Source organism: Usitatibacter palustris (assembly GCF_013003985.1).
In the GTDB taxonomy this organism is placed as follows: Bacteria; Pseudomonadota; Gammaproteobacteria; order Burkholderiales; family Usitatibacteraceae; genus Usitatibacter; species Usitatibacter palustris.
Window position 1 is genome coordinate 3,292,207 of record NZ_CP053073.1, and the last position, 21,166, is coordinate 3,313,372.

The 21,166-nt window shown below is 67.4% G+C and carries 24 protein-coding genes; 5 read left to right on the forward strand and 19 right to left on the reverse strand.

All coding sequences use genetic code 11. The annotated features are described in order from the left end of the window. Nucleotides 1-16: 16 nt before the first annotated feature. The 19 genes from DSM104440_RS16140 to DSM104440_RS16230 form a co-directional block, all read right to left on the reverse strand. Entirely contained in the window at nucleotides 17-370 is a 354-nt protein-coding gene (locus DSM104440_RS16140; RefSeq protein ID WP_171164411.1) for a histidine triad nucleotide-binding protein, read from the reverse strand. A gap of 17 nt (nucleotides 371-387) precedes the next feature. Beyond that, the gene (locus tag DSM104440_RS16145) at nucleotides 388-708 is read right to left on the reverse strand and encodes a phosphoribosyl-ATP diphosphatase (protein WP_171164412.1); all 321 of its coding nucleotides are present in this window, start codon (nucleotides 706-708) and stop codon (nucleotides 388-390) included. Continuing rightward, complete coding sequence (gene hisI, locus DSM104440_RS16150; RefSeq protein ID WP_171164414.1) at nucleotides 701-1,096, reverse strand: phosphoribosyl-AMP cyclohydrolase; 396 nt, start codon at nucleotides 1,094-1,096, stop codon at nucleotides 701-703. The genes DSM104440_RS16145 and hisI overlap by 8 nt, the downstream gene beginning before the upstream one ends. Next, the gene (gene hisF / locus DSM104440_RS16155; RefSeq protein WP_171164416.1) at nucleotides 1,093-1,854 is read right to left on the reverse strand and encodes an imidazole glycerol phosphate synthase subunit HisF; all 762 of its coding nucleotides are present in this window, start codon (nucleotides 1,852-1,854) and stop codon (nucleotides 1,093-1,095) included. Before hisF ends, hisI begins: the two co-directional genes overlap by 4 nt. Beyond that, nucleotides 1,854-2,591 carry a 1-(5-phosphoribosyl)-5-[(5-phosphoribosylamino)methylideneamino]imidazole-4-carboxamide isomerase gene (gene hisA, locus DSM104440_RS16160; protein WP_171164418.1) on the reverse strand — a complete coding sequence of 246 codons (738 nt, stop codon included), beginning with the start codon at nucleotides 2,589-2,591 and terminating at the stop codon, nucleotides 1,854-1,856. The genes hisF and hisA overlap by 1 nt, the downstream gene beginning before the upstream one ends. A 30-nt stretch (nucleotides 2,592-2,621) precedes the next feature. Then, nucleotides 2,622-3,251, reverse strand: coding sequence for an imidazole glycerol phosphate synthase subunit HisH (gene hisH, locus DSM104440_RS16165; RefSeq protein WP_171164420.1), 630 nt, complete (start codon nucleotides 3,249-3,251; stop codon nucleotides 2,622-2,624). Between the two features lie 36 nt (nucleotides 3,252-3,287). Then, entirely contained in the window at nucleotides 3,288-3,875 is a 588-nt protein-coding gene (gene hisB / locus DSM104440_RS16170; protein ID WP_171164421.1) for an imidazoleglycerol-phosphate dehydratase HisB, read from the reverse strand. Between the two features lie 4 nt (nucleotides 3,876-3,879). Beyond that, nucleotides 3,880-4,950, reverse strand: coding sequence for a histidinol-phosphate transaminase (gene hisC, locus DSM104440_RS16175; protein ID WP_171164423.1), 1,071 nt, complete (start codon nucleotides 4,948-4,950; stop codon nucleotides 3,880-3,882). Continuing rightward, complete coding sequence (gene hisD, locus DSM104440_RS16180) at nucleotides 4,947-6,257, reverse strand: histidinol dehydrogenase (RefSeq protein WP_171164425.1); 1,311 nt, start codon at nucleotides 6,255-6,257, stop codon at nucleotides 4,947-4,949. The genes hisC and hisD overlap by 4 nt, the downstream gene beginning before the upstream one ends. Beyond that, a complete protein-coding gene (gene hisG, locus DSM104440_RS16185; protein WP_171164427.1) occupies nucleotides 6,250-6,888 on the reverse strand; it encodes an ATP phosphoribosyltransferase in 639 nt (212 codons plus the stop codon). The genes hisD and hisG overlap by 8 nt, the downstream gene beginning before the upstream one ends. An 8-nt stretch (nucleotides 6,889-6,896) precedes the next feature. Then, on the reverse strand, nucleotides 6,897-8,144 hold the full coding sequence (murA, locus tag DSM104440_RS16190) for a UDP-N-acetylglucosamine 1-carboxyvinyltransferase (protein WP_171164428.1): 1,248 nt from the start codon (nucleotides 8,142-8,144) through the stop codon (nucleotides 6,897-6,899). 32 nt (nucleotides 8,145-8,176) lie between these two features. Continuing rightward, complete coding sequence (locus tag DSM104440_RS16195; RefSeq protein WP_171164430.1) at nucleotides 8,177-8,413, reverse strand: BolA family protein; 237 nt, start codon at nucleotides 8,411-8,413, stop codon at nucleotides 8,177-8,179. Nucleotides 8,414-8,419: 6 nt separating this feature from the next. Next, nucleotides 8,420-9,175, reverse strand: a complete 756-nt coding sequence (locus DSM104440_RS16200) for an ABC transporter permease (protein WP_171164432.1) — start codon at nucleotides 9,173-9,175, stop codon at nucleotides 8,420-8,422. After that, the gene (locus DSM104440_RS16205; protein ID WP_171164435.1) at nucleotides 9,172-10,083 is read right to left on the reverse strand and encodes an ABC transporter ATP-binding protein; all 912 of its coding nucleotides are present in this window, start codon (nucleotides 10,081-10,083) and stop codon (nucleotides 9,172-9,174) included. The genes DSM104440_RS16200 and DSM104440_RS16205 overlap by 4 nt, the downstream gene beginning before the upstream one ends. Before the next feature lie 2 nt (nucleotides 10,084-10,085). After that, a complete protein-coding gene (locus DSM104440_RS16210) occupies nucleotides 10,086-10,388 on the reverse strand; it encodes an STAS domain-containing protein (RefSeq protein ID WP_171164437.1) in 303 nt (100 codons plus the stop codon). After that, a complete protein-coding gene (locus tag DSM104440_RS16215) occupies nucleotides 10,385-11,017 on the reverse strand; it encodes an MlaC/ttg2D family ABC transporter substrate-binding protein (protein ID WP_171164438.1) in 633 nt (210 codons plus the stop codon). The genes DSM104440_RS16210 and DSM104440_RS16215 overlap by 4 nt, the downstream gene beginning before the upstream one ends. A 64-nt stretch (nucleotides 11,018-11,081) precedes the next feature. After that, complete coding sequence (gene mlaD / locus DSM104440_RS16220; RefSeq protein ID WP_171164440.1) at nucleotides 11,082-11,549, reverse strand: outer membrane lipid asymmetry maintenance protein MlaD; 468 nt, start codon at nucleotides 11,547-11,549, stop codon at nucleotides 11,082-11,084. 22 nt (nucleotides 11,550-11,571) lie between these two features. Then, entirely contained in the window at nucleotides 11,572-12,369 is a 798-nt protein-coding gene (mlaE, locus tag DSM104440_RS16225) for a lipid asymmetry maintenance ABC transporter permease subunit MlaE (RefSeq protein WP_246212037.1), read from the reverse strand. After that, nucleotides 12,362-13,189 (reverse strand): ABC transporter ATP-binding protein, encoded by an 828-nt coding sequence (locus DSM104440_RS16230; protein ID WP_246212039.1) that lies wholly within the window; start codon nucleotides 13,187-13,189, stop codon nucleotides 12,362-12,364. Before DSM104440_RS16230 ends, mlaE begins: the two co-directional genes overlap by 8 nt. 96 nt (nucleotides 13,190-13,285) lie before the next feature. Between DSM104440_RS16230 and DSM104440_RS16235 the strand changes: the two genes are divergently transcribed. The 5 genes from DSM104440_RS16235 (at nucleotide 13,286) to DSM104440_RS16255 (ending at nucleotide 21,150) form a co-directional block, all read left to right on the forward strand. Further along, nucleotides 13,286-14,719 (forward strand): sigma-54-dependent transcriptional regulator, encoded by a 1,434-nt coding sequence (locus DSM104440_RS16235; RefSeq protein WP_246212040.1) that lies wholly within the window; start codon nucleotides 13,286-13,288, stop codon nucleotides 14,717-14,719. Beyond that, nucleotides 14,716-16,224, forward strand: coding sequence for an ExeA family protein (locus tag DSM104440_RS19505; RefSeq protein WP_212758105.1), 1,509 nt, complete (start codon nucleotides 14,716-14,718; stop codon nucleotides 16,222-16,224). The genes DSM104440_RS16235 and DSM104440_RS19505 overlap by 4 nt, the downstream gene beginning before the upstream one ends. A 262-nt stretch (nucleotides 16,225-16,486) precedes the next feature. Further along, a complete protein-coding gene (locus tag DSM104440_RS16245) occupies nucleotides 16,487-18,208 on the forward strand; it encodes a pilus (MSHA type) biogenesis protein MshL (RefSeq protein ID WP_171164442.1) in 1,722 nt (573 codons plus the stop codon). Further along, nucleotides 18,205-19,437, forward strand: a complete 1,233-nt coding sequence (locus DSM104440_RS16250) for a tetratricopeptide repeat protein (protein WP_171164444.1) — start codon at nucleotides 18,205-18,207, stop codon at nucleotides 19,435-19,437. Before DSM104440_RS16245 ends, DSM104440_RS16250 begins: the two co-directional genes overlap by 4 nt. Before the next feature lie 3 nt (nucleotides 19,438-19,440). Further along, a complete protein-coding gene (locus tag DSM104440_RS16255) occupies nucleotides 19,441-21,150 on the forward strand; it encodes a GspE/PulE family protein (protein ID WP_171164446.1) in 1,710 nt (569 codons plus the stop codon). The last annotated feature ends 16 nt before the right edge of the window (nucleotides 21,151-21,166 follow it).

Genomic DNA, 21,166 nt, shown 5'->3' on the forward strand with positions numbered 1-21,166 from the left:
CGCTTCGCGTCCCGAGCTATTCCTTCGCGATCATGCGCGGAAGCGGATTCGGGCCGCCGATGATGTGAATGTGCAAATGATACACGTCCTGTCGCCCGATTCTCCCGGTGTTCACGATGGTCCGGAAGCCCTCGGTCGACCCCTGTTCACGGGCGAGCCGCCCCGCGATCGCCATCATGCGGCCCAGGACGCCCGCGTCTTCCGGCGTGGCCTCCGCAAGGGACGCGATGTGCTTCCTGGGAATCAGCATGAAGTGCACCGGTGCGAGCGGATGGATGTCGTGGAAGGCGAGCATCTCGTCGTCCTCGTACACCTTCTTGCTGGGAATCTCGCCCTTCACGATCTTGCAGAAAATGCAGTTCGGGTCCATGGCCGCTCTCACTCGGGTTACTTGCGCGAGGCCTTTTCGTCGATGCCCGAGCGGCCCTCGCGCCGCTCCAGCTCGCCGAGCACGTCGGCGACCGACACACCGTGCCACGACAACATGACGAGGCAGTGGAACCACAGGTCGGCGGTTTCATGGACGATCGCTTCACGCTCGCCGGTCTTGGAGGCGATCACGGTCTCGGTCGCTTCCTCGCCGATTTTCCTGAGGATCGCGTCGAGCCCCTTCGCGTTGAGCGAGGCGACGTAGGACGACGAAGGATCGGCCGCGCGGCGGGCGGCGATGGCGGCTTCGAGGCGCGCGAGGATGTCCTTGTCAGCCATCGCGGAACTTCCCGGGCTCCTCGAGCACCGATTCGGTCACGACCCAGCGCGCGCCGCCGTCGGTTTCGAGCTTCTGGAAGAAGCAGCGGCGCCGACCCGTGTGGCACGCGATGCCCCCCACCGATTCGACGCGCAGCAGCACGGCATCGGCATCGCAATCCATGCGCACCTCCACGACTTTCTGCACGTGGCCCGAGGTATCGCCCTTGCGCCAGAAGGAAGCGCGCGATCGCGACCAGTACACGGCCTCGCCACTCTCGACCGTGCGACGCAGCGATTCGCGGTTCATCCACGCGAGCATGAGAACCTCGCCCGAAGCGGCGTCCTGCGCGATGGCCGGACACAAACCATCGGCGTTCCACGCCACGCTATCGAGCCACTCGTTCACAGCCGCATCTCGATGCCGCGCGCGGCAAGGAAGCGCTTCGCATCCGGAATCGCGATGTCGCCATAGTGGAAGACGGAGGCCGCGAGCACCGCATCGGCCCGACCCTCCTCGATGCCCTGCGCGAGGTGCTCGAGCGTGCCGACGCCGCCGCTCGCAATCACGGGCACGCCGACCGCTTCGGACACGGCGCGCGTGAGCGCGAGGTCGAAGCCGTTGCGCGTGCCGTCACGATCCATGCTGGTGAGGAGGATCTCGCCCGCTCCTCGATCGGCCATCGTCCGCGCCCATTGCACGGCGTCGTGGCCCGAGGCCTTGCGGCCGCCATGCGTGTAGACCTCCCAACGGCCCGGGCCCGACGAACGCGCGTCGATCGCGACGACGATGGCCTGCGAACCGAAGCGCTTCGCGGCGTCGCTCACGAGCTGGGGATTTTCCATCGCCGATGTGTTGATGCTCACCTTGTCGGCGCCGGCGTTGAGGAGCTTGCGGACATCCTCCACCTTGCGCACGCCACCGCCCACGGTGAGGGGAATGAAGATCTCGTCGGCCACGCGCTCGATCACGTCCACGATCGTCTCGCGCGCATCGCTGGACGCCGTGATGTCCAGGAAGGCGAGCTCGTCAGCCCCGGCTTCGTTGTAGCGGCGCGCGATCTCGACGGGGTCGCCCGCGTCGCGCAGCTGCACGAAATTGACGCCCTTCACCACGCGGCCCGCGTGAACGTCGAGGCAGGGGATCAGGCGCTTCGCGAGGGCCATCAGCTGTCGTCGTCCGCCAGTTTCTGCGCGGCGGCGAAGTCGAGCTGTCCCTGGTAGATGGCACGGCCGGCGATGGCGCCGGTGATCCCTTCGTTTTCCACGGCGCACAGCTGCTTCACGTCCTCGAGCGACGCCAGCCCGCCGCTCGCGATGACCGGCACGGTGAGCGATTGGGCAAGCTTCACGGTCGCCTCGATGTTGATGCCCGTGAGCATCCCGTCGCGGCCGATGTCGGTGTAGATCACCGCTTCGACGCCATAGTCCTCGAACCGCTTGGCGAGGTCGATCACGTCGTGGCCCGTGAGCTTCGACCAGCCGTCGGTGGCCACTTTTCCCTCGCGCGCGTCGAGCCCCACCATGATGTGGCCCGGGAAGGCATCGCACGCTTCGTGCAGGAAGCCGGGGTTCTTGACCGCCGCCGTGCCGATGATCACGAAGGACACGCCGTCGTCGAGGTAGCTTTCGATCGTGTCGAGGTCGCGGATGCCGCCGCCGAGCTGCACCGGAATGTCGGCGCTGATCGAGGCGATGATCGACTTCACGGCCTCCTCGTTGCGTGGCTTGCCGGCGACGGCGCCGTTGAGGTCCACGACGTGGAGGCGGCGCGCGCCGAGCTTGGCCCATTGCGCCGCCATCTTCGCGGGCGCCTCGGAGAAGATCGTGGACTTGTCCATGTCGCCCTGTTCAAGGCGCACGCACTTCCCGTCCTTGAGGTCGATGGCGGGAATGATCAGCATGGCTCGGGGATGGGCTTGGCGCTCGAACCCTTAGGGGTTCCAGCTGGCGAAGTTGCGAAGGAGCGTGAGTCCTGCGACGCCGCTTTTCTCGGGGTGGAATTGCGTTGCGAAAATGTTATCCCGGGCAATCGCGGAGGTAAAGCCGCTTCCGTACCGGGTCGTTCCGGCCGACAGCGCCGAATCCCGCGGCTGGCAGTAATAGCTGTGGACGAAATAGAAGCGCGTGCCATCGTCGATCCCTTTCCACAGTTCGTGCCCCGAAGCCTGTCCGACATTGTTCCATCCCATGTGCGGGACCTTGAGGCCCGCCGCCCGGGCTTCCGCACCAAATGCGCGCACGGTGCCGGTGAGCAATCCGAGGCCCGGGGTATCGCCCTCCTCGCTGCGCTCGAAGAGCATCTGCAGGCCGATGCAAAGGCCGAGAAAGGGCTTGGTCCGGGCCGCGCCTTCGACCGCCTCGCCCAGGCCGCTTTCGCGAAGGCTGCGCATGCAATCGGGCATCGCGCCCTGCCCCGGGAACACGACCCGGTCAGCACGGGCGACCACCACGGGATCGGAGGTCACGTCCACGGCCTCGCCCGGCAGCACGTGCACGAGCGCGTTTCGCACCGAGCGTAGGTTGCCCATGCCGTAGTCGACGATGGCGATGCGTTGGGACATGGCTCCGCGTCCTGCAAGGCGCGTGGTGGTGGTTGGCTAGAGCGAGCCCTTGGTTGAGGGGACCGAACCCGCTGCCCGCGGATCGGCTTCGAGCGCCATGCGCAAAGCGCGCGCGAATGCCTTGAACACCGTTTCGCACTGGTGATGCGCGTTGTCGCCACGCAGGTTGTCGACGTGGACCGTCGCCTGCGCGTGGTTCACGAAGCCCTGGAAGAACTCGTGCGTGAGGTCCACGTCGAACTCGCCGACGCGGGCCCGCTTGTAATCGACATGCCACTCCAGCCCCGGCCGGCCCGAGAAATCGACGACGACACGCGACAGCGCCTCGTCGAGCGGCACGTAGGCGTGGCCGTAGCGGCGGATGCCCATCTTGTCGCCGATGGCCTTGGCCACCGCCATGCCGAGCGTGATGCCGATGTCCTCGACGGTGTGGTGCGCGTCGATCTCGAGATCGCCCTTCGCGCGGACCGTGAGGTCGATCGAGCCGTGGCGCGCGATCTGGTCGAGCATGTGGTCGAGGAACGGAATGCCGGAGGCGAGTTCGCCTTTTCCGGACCCATCGAGGTTCACCCCTACGAAGACCTGCGTTTCGCGGGTGTCGCGCTGGATATCGGCGGTGCGCATGGGCTCAGGCGAGGATTTCGGCGAGCGCGGCGGCGAGCCGCGCGTTTTCGTCAGGAGTGCCGACCGTGAATCGCAGGCAGTTTGAGAGGTGGGAATGCGTGCCGTGGAGAGTGCGAACCAATATACCACGCGCCTTGAGCCCCTCGAACGCCCGCGGTGCGTCCGGAACCCGCGCGAGGACGAAGTTGGTCGCGGAGGCGAACCGGGTCACGCCCGGCAGCTTGTCGAGCGCGGCCTCGAGTCGCGCGCGGTCGGCGACGATCGCTTCGGTCTGGCGCGCAAGGACGCCGGCGCGCGAAAGCACGAGCTCGGCCGCCGCCGCCGAGAGGACGTTCACGTTGTAGGGCAGGCGGAGCTTCTCGAACTCGGCGGCCCAGTCGCGGGGCGCGACCGCGAATCCCACGCGCAGGCCGGCGAGGCCCAGTTTGGATACCGTGCGCACCAGCACGAGGTTGGAGCGCTTCGCGACCTCGTCGAGGAGGCTCGCGCCGCCGGCGAACGGGTGGTAGGCCTCGTCCACGACGACGAGCCCGGGCGCGGCCTCCACGATGCGCAGGATCGCCTCGCGCGGAAACAGGTTTCCGGTCGGATTGTTCGGGTAGGAAATCCAGGTCAGCGCCGGCCGATGGCGTTCGATCGCCGCCAGCGTCGCCCCCTCGTCCAGGGTGAAGTCAGGCCGCAGCGACACGCCTGCGTACGCGAGGCCCGCCGCAATCGCGCTGATCCGGTACATCGCGAAGGAGGGTTCAAGCGACAGCGCGGTCGCGCCCGGCTTGGCCAGGGCCATGGCGACGATCTGCAGGATCTCGTCGGAACCGTTGCCGAGGACAATGTCGAGGCCGGCGGGAATCGCGAACGACTCGCGCAGCCGCGCCTTGAGCGCGACGGGATCGGCGGGCGGGTAGCGGTTGATCGCCACTTCGGAGAGGCGCTCGGCGAGCTCGCGGGCAAGCTCGGGCGGCAGCCGGTACGGATTCTCCATCGCGTCGAGCTTCACGAGGCCCTCGGCGGGCGGGACGTGATAGCCCGACAGCGCGCGAATCTCCTCGCGCACCAGGTCCGCCACGCGTTTCACGGCTTGTCTTTCGCGATGCGAAGCTCGGCGCTGCGCGCGTGCGCCTCGAGGCCCTCCGCGCGCGCCAGCGTGACGGCGATGCGGCCCAGGCGAGTGGCGCCTTTCGCGGAAACGCCAATGAGGCTGGATCGCTTCTGGAAGTCATAGACCCCCAGCGGCGACGAGAAGCGCGCGGTGCGCGAAGTCGGCAGCACGTGGTTGGGGCCGGCGCAGTAGTCGCCCAGTGCTTCCGATGTGTGATGGCCGAGGAAGATCGCGCCGGCGTGACGGATCTTCGGGAGCAACGCCTCGGGATCGGCGACCGCGAGCTCCAGGTGCTCGGGCGCGATGCGGTTGGCGAGCTCGCAGGCTTCGTCGAGATCGCGCACGCGGATCAGCGCTCCGCGTCCCGAGACCGATTCGGCGACGATCGCGGCGCGCGGCAGCTCGCGTGCTCGTTCGCGCAGTTCGTTGGCGACCTTCTTGAGGAGCGCGTCGTCAGCCGTGAGGAGGATCGCCTGCGCGAGCTCGTCATGCTCGGCCTGCGACAGGAGGTCCATGGCTACGGAGCGCGGGTCCGCACTCGCATCGGCGATCACGAGGATCTCCGACGGTCCGGCGACCATGTCGATGCCCACGCGCCCGAAGACGCGACGCTTGGCCGCGGCAACGTAAGCGTTGCCAGGCCCCACCACCTTGTCGACGGCCGCGATGGTGGCCGTTCCGTAGGCGAACGCGCCCACGGCCTGCGCGCCGCCGACACGATAGATGCTGTCGACCCCGGCGATCGCCGCGGCGGCCAGCACGTAGTCGTTGAGCTCACCGCGCGGCGTGGGCGTGACCATCGCGAGTTCGTGAACACCGGCCACCTTGGCGGTGACGGCATTCATCAATACCGAGGACGGATACGCCGCCTTGCCGCCCGGGACGTAGAGCCCCACGCGGTCGAGGGGCGTGACGCGCTGGCCGAGGACCGTGCCGTCTTCCTCCTCGAATTGCCAGGAAGGCTGGCGCTGGCGCTCGTGATACGAACGAATGCGCGCGGCGGCCTGTTCGAGCGCGTCGCGTTCGGCGGTGCCGATACGCCCGAGTGCGGCGCGAGCCTGGTCGAGATCCACGACGAGGTCGGCAGCGCTCGCTGGATTCCATCCGTCGAAGCGACGAGTCGCATCGAGCAGCGCGGCGTCTCCCCGCGCGCGCACGTCCTCGAGGATCGTGGCCGCCGCACGGTCGACCGCTTCGTCCTGCGCCGACTCGAACGCGAGCAGGCGCTCGAACGCGGCCTCGAAATCGGGCGTGTCCGTCGCGAGGATCTTCGGCTCAGCCACGGGCCGCCTTGCCGAAGGCCTCGATCAGCGGCGCGAGCGTCTCGCGCTTGAGCTTGAGCGAGGCGGGATTGACGATGAGATGCGCCGACACGGGGAGGATGTCCTCGACCGCGATGAGTTTGTTGGCGCGAAGCGTGTGGCCGGTATCGACGAGGTCCACGATGGCATCGGCAAGGCCCACCAGCGGTGCGAGCTCCATGGAGCCATAGAGCTTGATGAGATCCACGTGCACGCCCTTCGCCGCGAAGTGCTCGCGCGCGGTGCCGATGTACTTGGTCGCCACACGCACGCGCGCGCCCTGGCGCACCGCCCGCGCGTAGTCGAAGCCTTCACGCACCGCGACCACCATGCGGCACTTCGCGATGCCGAGATCGAGCGGCTGGTAGAGCCCCTGCCCGCCATGCTCGGCCAGGAGGTCGCGCCCGGCGACGCCCACGTCGGCCGCACCGTACTGCACGTAGGTGGGGACGTCGGATGCGCGCACGAGGATCACGCGCACGTCCGGTTTGTTGGTCGCGAGGATGAGCTTGCGCGACGTCTCGGGATCCTCGGACAGGGTGATACCGCTCGCGGCGAGCAGCGGCACGGTCTCCTCGAAGATGCGGCCCTTGGAAAGCGCGATGGTGATCATGGGGTGGCTCAGGCGATCCGCTTGATGTTGGCACCGAGCGCGCCCAGGCGCACTTCGAGCCGCTCATAGCCGCGATCGAGGTGGTAGATGCGTTCGATGATGGTTTCGCCTTCGGCCATGAGGCCGGCGATCACGAGGCACGCGGAGGCGCGCAGGTCGGTCGCCATCACCGTGGTTCCGGTGAGGTGATCGTTGCCGCGCACGATCGCGGTATTGCCCTCGATATCGATGCGCGCGCCCAGGCGCCGCAGCTCCTGCACGTGCATGAAGCGATTCTCGAAGATGGTTTCGGTCACGACCGACGTGCCGTCGGCCACCGTGTTCATCGCCAGGAACTGCGCCTGCATGTCGGTCGGGAAGCCCGGGTGCGGCGACGTGCGTATGCCCACGGCATAGGGGCGACGCGCCATCTCGAGGCTCAGGGTCGTGCCCTCGGCCGTCACCTTCGCGCCCGCCTCGCGCAGCTTGTCGATCACCGGATCGAGGCTCGTGACCGGCGCGTTCGTGAGCGTCACGCTCCCGCGCGTTGCCGCGGCCGCACAAAGGAACGTGCCCGCCTCGATGCGATCGGACATGATCGCGTGCGTCGCGCCATGAAGATGCGGCACGCCCTGGATGCGGATGACGTCGGTGCCGTGCCCGCTGATCTTCGCGCCCATCGCCAGCAGGCAGTGCGCGAGATCGACCACTTCGGGCTCGCGCGCGGAATTCTCGAGCACCGTCTCGCCCTCGGCCAGGCACGCGGCCATCATCAGGTTCTCGGTGCCGGTCACCGTGACGGTGTCCATGTAGATGCGAGCGCCCTTCAGCTTCTTCGCGGTCGCGTGGATGTAGCCGGCTTCGATGGCGACGGTCGCGCCCATCGCCTCGAGGCCCTTGATGTGGAGATCGACCGGGCGCTCGCCGATGGCGCAGCCGCCGGGCAGCGACACGCGGGCATCGCCGAAGCGCGCCACCAGCGGCCCGAGCGCCAGGATGGAAGCGCGCATCGTCTTCACGAGCTCGTAGGGCGCGAACGGCTCGACGGTCGCCGCCTGCAGCTCGACCGCGCCGGGCGACATGGTGGCGGTGACGCCCATGCGCTGCAGCAGAGTGACCATGGTGCGCACGTCGTTGAGCTCGGGGACGTTCCAGAGGCGAATCGCCTCTTTCGTGAGGAGCGAGGCGGTCAGGATCGGCAGCGCCGCGTTCTTGGCGCCCGCGACGCGGACTTCGCCCTTGAGCGGCGTGCCGCCGTGGATGGAAAGTTTTTGCATGTTCGGGAATCCGGCTCCGGCCGGCAATCAGATCAGCGCTTCGCCCATTCTTCCGGTGAAAAGGTCTGCATCGACAGGGCGTGAATTTCCTCGCGCATGCGTCCGCCAAGCGCGCCGTAGACCAGCTGGTGCTGCTTCACGCGCGAGAGGCCCGCGAATTCCGGGCTCACGATCACCGCCTCGAAGTGCGTGCCGTCGCCGCGCACCTCGACATGCGTGCAGGCCAGGCCCGCGCGGATGGATTGTTCGATGGAACCGGTTTCGACCATGGGACGTCAGTGCCTCAGCTTGTACCCCGAGCGCAACAGCTGCAGGGTGAGAAATGATAGGGCAGCGAAGGCAGCCGTCGCAATCACGAGGCTGGTGCCGGGCGCCACGTCGGATTGCCCGAAGAAGCCGTAGCGGAACCCGTCGACCGCGTAGAAGAACGGGTTGAAGTGGGATGCCACCTGCCATTCGCGGGGGAGCGCGTGGACCGAATAGAACACGCCCGCGAGGAACGTGAGCGGCGTGACGATGAAATTCTGGAACGCGGCGATCTGTTCGAACTTCTCCGCCCAGATCCCGGCGATGACGCCGAGCGCGGCGAGGATTCCCGAGCCCACGAGCGCGAAGGCGATCACCCAGAGCGGATGCGCGAGCGGCACCGGAACGAGGAAGAACGTCGCCGCGAAGACTCCCGCGCCCACCACGATCGCGCGAATGACGGCGGCAATCAGGTAGGCCATGAAGATCTCGCCGGGCGCCAGCGGCGGCAGCAGGATGAAGACGATGTTCCCGGTGAGCTTCGACTGGATGAGCGACGAGGAGCTGTTGGCGAACGCGTTCTGCAGCATCGCCATCATCGCGAGGCCGGGAACCAGGAATTGCGCATAGCCCACGCCGGGGAAGACTTCGACGCGGCCCGAAAGCGCCTGCGCGAACACCAGCAGGAACATCAATGCGGAAAGCACCGGCGCGGCCACCGTCTGGAAGCTCACCTTCCAGAAGCGCAGCACCTCCTTGTAGAGGAGCGTGCGAAAGCCGCTCATGGGCGGGCCTCGGGCGCGCGCCGCATGATCTTCACGAAGACTTCCTCGAGCTCGGGTTCGGCCACCTCGAGGCTCTCCACCGCGGCCCCGGCCGCGCGCAGCTTCGCGAGCACGTCCTCGACGTGCGCGGTGTCCTGGATCGGGATGCGCCACCACCCGTTCTTCTGCTCCGCGCTGCTCGCGAGGCTGGCCGGAAGGTCGCACCCGGCGAGCTTCACCCGCAGCACGCGTTCCGAGAAAGCCGAGAGCAGCTTCGCCGTGCGGTCGAGCGCCACGATGCGCCCGTCCTTCATCATCGCGATGCGGTTGCAGAGCAGCTGCGCTTCCTCGAGGTAGTGCGTGGTGAGCACGATGGTGTGGCCCGCGACGTTCAACTCGCGGATGAACTCCCACAGCGTCTGGCGCAGCTCCACGTCCACGCCCGCGGTCGGCTCGTCGAGCACGATCACCGCCGGGCGGTGAACGAGCGCTTGCGCCACCATCACGCGCCGCTTCATGCCCCCCGAAAGGCTGCGCATGTTCGCCTTGGCCTTGCTCGCGAGGGCCAGGCGCTCGAGCAGCGAATCGATCCACGCGCCGTTGTTCCTGAGCCCGAAGTATCCGGACTGGAGCTCGAGCGTCTCGCGCACGGTGAAGAACGGATCAAACGTGAGCTCCTGCGGAACGATGCCCAGGGCACGCCGCGCCTCGCGGTAATCGGCGATGACGTCGTGGCCCATCACCTTGAGCGTTCCGGCATCCGCGCGGGCGAGCCCGCCGAGCGCGGAGATGAGCGTGGTCTTTCCCGCGCCGTTGGGACCGAGCAGCGCAAAGAACTCCCCGGGTTCGACCGCGAGGTCGATTCCCGCAAGCGCCCGGACGGCGCCGAAGCGTTTCTCGACGCCTCGCACTTCCACCGCTGGGACCACGCTTACTCCTTGCAGTGGTCGATGAGGTCGGCGACGCCGTAGAGCTCGGCGAGCGCGAGGAGGGTCGGGGGGAGGTTGGTGAAGGCCAGCGTCTTGTTGAGGGCCTGGGCCCGGCGGCGCCACTCGAGGAGGAGCGCCACCGCCGAGGAGTCGACCTCGGTGATCGCGGAGAAATCGATCGTCAGTTTCTCGGGAAGGTCCGGCCGGGCTTCGTACTGGGCGGATTCCTCGAGCACGCGCGGCAACGATTCGAAGGACAGCGGTCCTTCGAGGCGCAGCGTCTCGGCCGCGCGCGCCTCGCTCACTTCTTGGGCTCGGCCTTGGCCGGCGCAGCCTTGGACTGCGAGACGGCGTTGCGGTCGGAGAGCGTCTTCACCAGGCCGTCGATGCCCGACTTCTGGATCTGGTCGTTGAACGATCCGCGATAGGTCGTCACGAGCGACACGCCGTCGATGATGACGTCATAGACCTTCCAGCCGGCGTCCGTCTTTTCCATGCTGTAGTCGATCGGGATCGGCGGGCCGCCCTGCTGGATGACCGCGGTCTTCACGACGGTCTCCTTGTCGCCCGCGGCAACCTTGGCCGGCTTCACTTCGATCGTCTGGTTGCGGTACTGCGAGAGCGAGGTCGCGTACGTGCGCACCAGCATCGTCCGGAATTCCTTCGTCAGGCTTTCCTTCTGGGCATCGGTGGCCGTCGCCCAGTTGCGCCCCACGGCGAGGCGCGTCATGCGCGAAAAATCGAAGTGCGGCAGCACCTTCTCGTCGGCGATCGCGTAGATCTTCTGCATGTTGCCCGACTGCAGGTCCTTGTCGGCCCGGATGGCGGCCAGGACGTCGTCGGAGGCCTTGCGCACGAGCGCATCGGGCGCGTCCTGGGCCAGCGCAACCACCGGCACGAGGACAGCGACAAAGGTGAGGATGGAACGAATCATGGTTTTCCCTGTTGGAAGGTGACTGCAGTGCGACCGGTCAGCGCGCGGGCGGTTCCCGCGCCGGTCATTTCTTCGCGTCTTCTTGAGCCTTGGTGAACAGGAACTGGCCGATCAGGCGCTCGAGCACGACCGCCGACTGCGTGATCGCGACGCGGTCGCCGTCGGCGAGCTTCTTGGTGTCGCCCCCCGCGTCGAGCCCCACGTACACCTCGCCCAGCAGGCCGGAGGTGAGGATCGAGGCGCTGGTGTCCTTGGGGAACTGGTAGCGCTTGTCGAGGGCCATGGTGACGGACGCCTGGTAGCGGTCCTGGTCGAAGTGGATCTCCTGGACCCGCCCGACGAGAACGCCGGAAGCTTTTACCGGCGCGCGCACCTTGAGGCCGCCGATGTTGTCGAAGCGCGCTTCGACCTTGTAGGCCTCGCGCTGGCCTTCGGCGCCGAGGTTGCCCACCTTGAGCGCGAGCACGAGCAGGGCGGCGAAGCCCACGCTCACGAAGGCGCCAAACCAGAGATCGAGGGTCGTTCTTTCCATGTTTGTCGTCGTGGTCGCGCGCTCAGTCGTCGGCGCGCAGCATGAAGGCAGTGAGGACGAGGTCCAGCGCGAGGATCGTCAGCGCCGAGCTCACGACGGTGCGGGTCGTGGCTCCCGAAACGCCCTCGGCGGTCGGCGGCGCGTCGAATCCCTCGAACGTGGCGATCACCGTGACCGCGACTCCGAACACCAGGCTCTTCACGACACCATTGAGAACATCATACCGAAAGTCCACCGCCGCCTGCATTTGCGCCCAGAAGGCGCCGGCATCCACGCCGATCAGGACGACACCGACGATGTAGCCGCCGAACACGCCCATCGCCGAGAAGATCGCGGAAAGCAACGGCATCGAGATGACGCCCGCCCAGAAACGCGGCGCGATGACGCGCGCCATGGGCGACACGGCCATCATGTCCATCGCGGTCAGCTGTTCGGTCGCCTTCATGAGGCCGATCTCGGCCGTGATCGCCGAGCCCGCGCGCGAGGCGAACAGCAACGCGGAAACCACGGGCCCGAGCTCGCGCACGAGCGAGAGCGCGACCAGCATGCCGATCGACTCGGTCGCGCCGTATCTCTGGAGCGTTTCAAAGCCCTGCAGGCCGAGCACCATGCCCACGAAGAGCCCCGACACCGCGATGATCACGAGTGAGAGGACACCAACGAAGTAGACCTCCCGGACCACCAGGCGGAAGCGCTTGAAGCTGGTGCCCGACGAGGACAGCACGAGGGCAAAGAAGCGCGCCATCGCCCCCACGCGCCAGACGCCGTCGATGAAGTTGTGGCCCAGCCGCCCCAGCGGGCGCTTCACGCGCTCAAGCACTGCGTCCTCCCGTTGCACCTTGCGCGAGCCCGACCTCTTCGGCGTAGCCCCGCGAGGGAAAGTGGAACGGCACCGGGCCGTCGGTATCACCGTGCACGAACTGGCGCACGAACGGTATTTCCGAGCGGCGAACCTCGTCGGGCGTGCCTTCGCCCGCGATCGTGCCGGCGTCCACGAAATAGAGGTAGTCCACGATCTGCAGCGACTCCCCGACGTCATGGGACACGATGATCGACGTCGCGCCGAGCGCATCGTTCAATTTGCGGATGAGCTGGCCCACCACGGCGATCGAGATGGGATCGAGGCCGGCGAACGGCTCGTCGTACAGAACCAGCATCGGATCGAGCACCACGGCGCGCGCGAGCGCCGCGCGGCGAGCCATGCCGCCGGAAAGCTCCGCAGGCATCAAGCCGTGCGCGCCCCGCAAGCCCACCGCCTCGAGCTTGAGCAGCACGAGGTCGCGGATGATGGCTTCGGGCAGCTTCGTGTGCTCGCGCAAGGGAAAGGCGACGTTCTCGAACACGGTGAGATCGGTGAACAACGCGCCATGCTGGAAAAGCATGCTCATGTGCCGACGCAGGCCGTAGAGGCCCTCGTTGTCGAGCTGGCGCAGGTCCTTGCCGACGACGCGCACGGTGCCGGCCGTGGGCTTGAGCTGGCCGGTGATGAGTCGCAGGAGCGTGGTCTTGCCGCAACCGCTGCCGCCCATGATCGCGACCACCTTGCCGCGCGGGACGTGCATCGAGATGCCCTTGAGGACGGGGCGGCGGCCGTACGAAAAACTGACCGCGTCGACGTCGACCAGGGATTCGGCGCTCACCAGGGAACTCACGCGGAAGGAAATCGGACGGGAATTCTAGCAGTTCTGCCTTCCAGACCCGCGAAGTCGGCCGCGCCCTCGCCTATACTTGGCCCGGTGAAAAAGGCTTCGCTGCTGGTCGTCGACGACGATCCCCTGATCGTGGAAAGCCTCGCCTATGCGCTCGGCGAGGACCACGACGTCGTACACGCCATGGACCGCGAAAGTGCCGTGCGCGAGCTGCGCAAGGGATGGCGGCCCGACCTCGCGTTGATCGATCTGGGCCTGCCGCCCGTGGCGCACCTGCCCAACGAAGGCTTCAAGCTGATCGGCGACCTCCTCGCGCACGCGCCGGGTGTTCGCATCCTCGTGCTTACCGGCCAGAACGAGGAATCGAATGCCCGCCGTGCCCGCGCACTCGGTGCCGTCGAGCTGGTACCCAAGCCCTGCGATCCGAACTACCTGCGCACCGTGCTCGCCCGCGCGCTCGCCACGCCTTCGCCCGACAGACCCGATGACGACGGCCAGGCGCGCCGCATCATCGGCGAGAGCCCGCCGATCCTGAAACTGCGCAGCCAGATCGATCTTTACGCGACGTCCGCCTTCCCCGCGCTCATCGAAGGCGAATCGGGGAGCGGCAAGGAGCGCGTGGCCTGGTCCCTGCATCACCTGAGTCCGCGTGCGCGCCACCCCTTCCTCGCGCTCAACTGCGCCGCGATCTCGCCCAGCCTCGTCGAGCCGACGCTCTTCGGTTACGCGAAGGGCGCGTTCACCGGCGCGCAGACCGCGCGGACCGGCTACTTCGAGGACGCGGGCGACGGCACGCTGTTCCTCGACGAGATCGGCGAGCTTCCGGTCGACCTGCAGGCGAAGCTCCTGCGCGTGCTCGAGAACGGCGAGTACCAGCGCGTCGGCGAAACGCAGACGCGCGTGAGCGGCGCGCGTATCGTCGCCGCGACCAATCGCGACCTGCGCGCCGCCGTGCGCGAGGGCCGCTTCCGCGCCGATCTCTTCCACCGGCTCTCGGTGTTCACGTTGCAGGTTCCCCCGCTGCGCGAATTGGGCGAGGACAAGCTTCGGCTGCTCGACTACTACGTGCCGTTGGTCGCGATCAAGTCAGGAACGCAACCGATCGTGCTCGACGGCGGCGCGCGCGCACGCTGGCTCGGCTACGAATTCCCCGGCAACGTCCGCGAACTGCGCAACGTGCTGATCCGGCTCACGGCCAAGTTCGGTGGACACACGGTCGGCGAAGCGGAGCTCGAGGCCGAGCTCGCGCCGGTTGCGCCCGGCGCAGCCTCGAACGACGATCCGGCCGCCAAGGCGCGCGCGGAGCTCGCATCCGGACGTCCTTTCAGCCTCGATGCGGCCCTGAAGGCCGTCGAGGCCGCGTATCTCGATGCCGCGATCGAAGTGGCCCAGGGCAACATGTCCCAGGCCGCGAAATTGCTCGGCGTTTCCCGCTCCACGCTCTACAGTCGCCTCGAAGCGGCCGGTCGGGCCGGTGCTAAACTCGGTTCCCCTGATCCGGGGGAAGGGCGCCAGCCTTGACCATCTACCTCGAGCATTTCGGGCTGCGCGAAGCGCCGTTCCGCATCACGCCCCACACGGAATTCTTTTTCTCCGGCGCCAACCGCGGCGCCACGCTCGAAGCGCTCCTCTACGCGATCACCGCGGGCGAAGGCCTCGTGAAGGTCACGGGCGAAGTGGGCAGCGGCAAGACGATGCTCTGCCGCGTGTTGATGGAGCGCCTGCCCGCCACGGTTGAAACGATCTATCTCGCGGTGCCCAGCCTTTCGCGCGACGAGATGCTCGCCGCCATCGCGGGCGATCTGGGCATCGACACAACGGGTGCCAACACCACCAAGCTCGTGCGCTCGCTGCAGGAAAAGCTGATCGAGATGCATGCGAACGGCAAGCAGGTGGTCGCGCTGATCGACGAAGCGCACGCGATGCCGCTCGCCACACTCGAAGAGATCCGGCTGCTCTCGAACCTCGAGACGAACAAGGAAAAGCTCCTGCAGGTGGTGCTCTTCGGTCAGCCCGAGCTCGACGAGCACCTGAGCCTGCCCAACATGCGCCAGCTCAAGGAACGCATCACGCATGCCTTCACGCTGGGTCCGCTGCCGCCGACCGACGTGAAGGACTACCTCGGGTTCCGTTTGCGCGCGGCGGGTTACCACGGACCGGACCTCTTCGGCCAGGAAGCGCTTTCCATCATCACGGAAGCTTCCGAGGGCCTGACGCGCCGCATCAACATCTACGCCGACAAGACGCTGCTCGCCGCGTTTGCCGCGGGCACGCACACCGTCACCGCGGATCACGCTCGCGCCGCAGTGTCCGACACGCGCATCGTCCTCGCCCGCAAGAATTCGCAACGCCCGCTGGCGATTGCCGCTGGCGTCGCACTCGCCGCGGGGGTCGCGATCGGATTCCTCCTGGGCAAGGGCAGCGACCCACCCAGCGCTCCACCTGCGGTTGCCGCAGCACCGGCGTCGAAGGCCGTCGAAGCGGCACCCTCACCGGCCCCCGCGCCGGCACCCGCACCGACGATCGTTGCGCCCCCCGCGAAACCTGTCCCGGCACCGACTACGCAGCCCGCGCCGCAAGCCAGGGTGGCGGCCGCACCTGCACCCGTGCCCGTCGCCTCGAAGCCTGTGTCGTCATCGTCCCCGGCCCCGGCGCCGACCACGCCGGCAGCAGCCCCGCCCCTCTCGGACGCGATCAATGCGCGCCTTGCCGCCGGACGCGAGATGCTCGCCGCATCGGGCTCGCGCTATGGCGTGCAGCTCATGGTCACGGATGCACGCGAACGCGCGTACCTCGAGAGCTATCTCGTGGAAGCGGCGCGCGCGCTCAATCCCGATTCGATCTATCTCTTTCCCGCAGGCACGCGCGATTCGCCGCGCATCGGCGTGATCCACGCGTCCTACGCGGATCGCAACGAAGCGACCGTGGCATTGAACGCGTTGCCCCCTGCGCTCAAGCAGTTCCGCCCCTATGTTCGTCCCCTCGACGGACTGCGCGAAGACGTGGCTCGCCACGAGCGCAAATAGGCCCCGTAATGGCCCCTGAAATAGGGGGATTTTCATTGCGCTCCCCCCGGGAAAAGCTATACCATTCTTACAAGGCGCTTTCTCCCATAAAACAACTACTTACGGAAACATTCTCGGCATGCGCGCAACTTCCGCCGGGCCCTTTGCAGTCGCTCTGACTGTCTTGCTGGGCTGCGGCACGCAACCGATCCCCAGGCCGGACGCGCATATACGCCAGCCTGAAGCCCCGCCCGCGTCCGCGCCCTCGCCTATTCCGGCGACCGTGCGCACCGTTCCGCTGCCGCCCGCGCCCAGTGCCAAGCCCGCCGAGGTGCGCTATTCGGTCGTCGTCGCGAACCAGCCCGTGCGCGAAGTCCTGCTCGCGATGGCGCGCGAGAGCAAGACCAATTTCGACATCCATCCGAACATCGAGGGCAGCGTCACCCTCAACGCCATCGACCAGTCGCTTCAACAGATCCTCGATCGCATCACGCGCCAGATTCCCGTGCGCTACGAAGTCCACGGGCAGACGATCACCGTGATGCCCGACACGCCCTACCTGAAGAGCTACAAGGTCAATTACGTGAACATGTCGCGGGAGACGACCGAGACCAACTCGATCGCGACGCAAGTGATCTCCGGGGCGATCGGCACGAACCAGGGCGGGTCCTCCAGCGACAACAATTCAACGCTGCGCATCACGAGCATTGCCCGCAATCGCTTCTGGGAAACGCTCGAGGCGAACATCAAGGACATCCTGAAGGAGTCCGACAAGCGCGTGGACCTTGGCAGTTCCGCCGGAGGCACGCCGCAGGCTCCGCCGGCGGCACCGGCACCGGCACCGGCCGGCGGGGCCCCGGGACAGGCGCCCGCAGCAAGCCAGCCCGAAGCCGCCTCGCGCGGAGTGCAGCCCACTTCGAACCGCTTCGTCTACGAAGCCGCAACGCCGGTCATCGTCAGCCCGGAAACGGGAATCATCACCGTGAGGGCGAGCGCCCGGCAGCACGAGAAGGTCGCGGAGTTCCTGGAGCAGATCGGCGCATCGGCGAGCCGGCAGGTGGTGATCGAGGCCACGATCGTCGAAGTCACGCTGAGCGATCGATACCAATCGGGCGTCGACTGGTCCGCGCTCGCCATCGACGGGCTCGGCTATTCCGTCGTCCAGAGCTTCGCGGGCAGCGTGGTCAACCTGTCCAACCCCGCGGGCCCGCCGATTTCGATCGGATACAGCAACCCCAATTCAGGCGTGGGCAACTTGACCAGCACGGTGAAGCTGCTCAGCCAGTTCGGTTCCACGCGCGTGTTGTCGAGCCCGCTGCTCATGGTCCTGAACAACCAGACCGCGACGCTGAAGGTTGTCGACAACCGCGTGTACTTCAACATCAAGGCCGATACCGTGGACACGGCGAACGTGGGTTCGCGAACCACGTTCACGACCACGCAAAACGTCGTGCCGGTCGGCTTGATCATGCACATCACGCCCCAGATCAGCGACCAGGACGAAGTGATCCTGAACGTGCGCCCGACAGTCACGGCAATCACCGGGTTCGTGGACGACCCGAACCCCGCGCTGCGCGGGTCCCTCACGCAGGCGGCCATTCCCAACAGGATCCCCGAAACGCGCACGCGCGAGATGCAAAGCGTGCTGAAGGTCACGAGCGGAAGGACCGCGATCCTCGGTGGCCTGATGCTCGACAGCTTCGAGGGCCAGCGCGACGGCGTGCCCATTGCCTCGCGGATCCCGATCTTTGGCGACTTCTTCAGCTATCGCAACGATCGCGCGATCCGCTCCGAGCTGGTGATCTTCGTGCGGCCGATCGTGGTGAGGGACCCGAGCGTCGAGACCGATCTCGCGGCCTACAAGCGGTTCCTTCCGAACAGCGATTTCTTCAAGGGCACACAGGGACCCTTCCCCGAGTTCGAGGAAAGCCTCGGGCGCCTCGAACGCGGCGAGGTCGGCCCCGCGCCCGAGCCCGAGTCCCCGCCCCCCGGATCGCCCAAGTGAGCCTGCTGCTCGACGCCCTCAAACGCGCGGAACAGGAGAAACTCGCGCGCCAGGCATCGGGCACGCCGCAGCAAGGCGCATCCGCCGCGAACACCGCTCCTCCCGCACCTCCGACTCCGCGCGCTTCGCTCTCGCTCGAAGCGTTCGACGCTCCGCGCTCGATGTCGGCCGCTTTCGGCGGGCCTGCTTCCGCGACGTCCGCGCAGGTCGCCACAGCAGCTGCAGGGGATCGCGGCTCGGCCCAGCAAGTATTTGCCGCCAAGCGCGCACCCGTGCCATCGAACGGTTCGAACGCGCCGATGCTGATCGGCATCGCGGTTGCCGTCGTGGTGGTCATCGCGCTCGGCGGCGGGTACGTCTGGTACCAGATGCAGGCACTGTCGCCGCGAATCCAACCGGTCGCGGCTGCGCGCCCGGTCGCCGCCCCCGTCGTGCCCCCGACCCCGATCCCCTTTCCTCCCGAGGCACCCACGGCCGCTCCCGCGGGGCCGGGACCCGCGCCGCCCCTGGCGATGCTCAAGCCCGAGACGGCGCCCATCGAGGCAGCGAAGACGCGCCCCGCGCCGCAGGCTGCCGAGCAACTCGTGATGGACCTCCTGCGCGAAGCTCCCGCGGCAGGCACGACGCCCCCGCTCAAGCTTTCGCGGTCGATCGACGCGCCCCGCGTGGCGCCGGAAGTCGCCGCGGGATATGACGCGCTCAAGCGTGGCGACATGGGTGCCGCGAAGACGAGCTACCAGGCCGCGCTCACGAACGACTCACGCAATCTCGACGCGCTGCTCGGCATGGCGACGGTGGAAGCCCGCAGCGGCTCCCGCGACGCCGCACAGCGCCTCTACCGCCGCGCGCTCGAGATCGATCCACGCAACACCGTCGCGCTCGCGGGCCTGGCTGCGCTCGCCGACTTCTCGCGCCCCGCGCCGCTCGAAGCGCAGCTCAAGGCGGACCTCGCGCGCGCGCCGCAAAGCGCCGCGCTGCAATTCACGCTCGGCAACGTCTATGCATCGCAATCGCGCTGGAACGACGCGCAGGCCGCGTTCTTCGAGGCGCATCGCCTCGAGCCGGGCAACGCCGATTTCGCACACAACCTCGCCGTGAGCCTCGACCACCTCGGTCAGGCACGGCTCGCCACCGAGTATTACGGCAAGGCCCTCGCGCTCGCGCCGGGGCAACGCGTGAATTTCGACACGCAGGCCGTGGCTCGGCGCATCTCGGAGCTCAAGTCCTAGCGCATGGGTGCCCAACCACCGCTTTCACAGATCCCGCTCGGGCAAACGCTGCTGTCCAAGGGCATCATCAGCCAGGACCAGCTGAACATCGCGCTCACCGAGCAGAAGAAGTTCAAGGCCCCGCTCGGCAAGGTCCTCGTCACGCTCGGGTTCGTGACCGAGGCGACGATCCGCGACATCCTCTCGGAAACGCTCGGCCAGGTCTCGATCGACCTCGAGAACACGATCGTCGATCCCACCGCGATCGCCCTCGTGCCCAAGGACATGGCGCGCCGCTATCACGTGCTGCCGGTGAGCTACGACATGGAGCGCAAGGTGCTGCTCATCGCCGTGTCGGATCCGGCCAACGTCGTGGCACTCGACCAGATCCGCGCGCTGGCTCGCGAGGACTTGCGCATCGAGCAGGTGCTCGCGCGCGAGTCCGACATCACGATCGGCATCGAGCACCACTACGGCTTCGAGCTGTCGATCGACGGCATCCTCAACGAGATCGAGACCGGCGAGATCGACTACCAGTCGCTCGCCGCGGACTTCGACGAATACAGCCAGCCGGTCGTGCGCCTCGTGGACGCGCTGCTCAACGACGCCACGAAGCGCAGCGCCTCCGACATCCACTTCGAGCCCGAGCAGGGGTTCCTGCGCATCCGCTACCGCATCGACGGCGTGCTGCGCCAGATCCGCAGCCTGCACAAGAACTACTGGGCCGCGATGGTGGTGCGCCTCAAGGTGATGAGTGGAATGAACATCGCGGAAACGCGCGCGCCCCAGGACGGCCGCATCTCGCTGCTGCTCTCGGGCCACCAGGTCGACTTCCGCGTCTCGTCGCAGCCCACCACGCACGGCGAGAACATCGTGCTTCGCATCCTCGACCGCGACAAGGGCATCGTGCCCATCGAGGAGCTCGGCCTGCGGCCCGACGAACTGAAGACGCTCAAGCTGATGCTCGCGCGCCCCGAGGGAATCATCCTCGTGACGGGCCCCACCGGTAGCGGCAAGACGACGACGCTCTATTCGATCCTGTCGTTCATCAACACCGAGGGCGTGAACATCATGACCCTCGAGGATCCGGTCGAATACCCGATGGCCATGATCCGGCAGACGTCGGTGAACGAAGTCGTGAAGCTCGACTTCGCCTCGGGCATCCGCTCGATGATGCGCCAGGACCCGGACGTGATCCTCGTGGGCGAAATCCGCGACCAGGACACGGCCGAGATGGCCTTCCGCGCCGCGATGACCGGCCACCAGGTCTACTCGACGCTGCACACCAACTCCTCCATCGGCGCGATCCCGCGCCTCATGGACCTCGGCGTGCTGCCCGACATCATGGCCGGCAACATCATCGGCGTGATCGCGCAGCGCCTCGTGCGCAAGCTCTGCACGCACTGCAAGTCGCCCACCACGCCCGACCCCGGCACGCGCTCGCTGCTCGGCATGAGCGAGGACGACGACCGCCCGGTGTTCCAGGCCGTGGGGTGCTCGCGCTGCGACAACATCGGCTACAAGGGCCGCATGGCGATCATGGAGCTCTTCAAGCTCGACGCCGAAATCGACGAGCTCATCGCGCGGCGCGCGACCGGACGCGAAGTGCGCCTCCACGCCGCCGCCAAGGGCTTCCGCACGCTCGCCGACGACGCCATCCAGCGGGTCCTCGCCGGACACACGAGCCTCGACGAGATCTCGCGCGTGGTCGACCTGACCGACCGCGTGATCTGACGCGGGGCCCCACGCG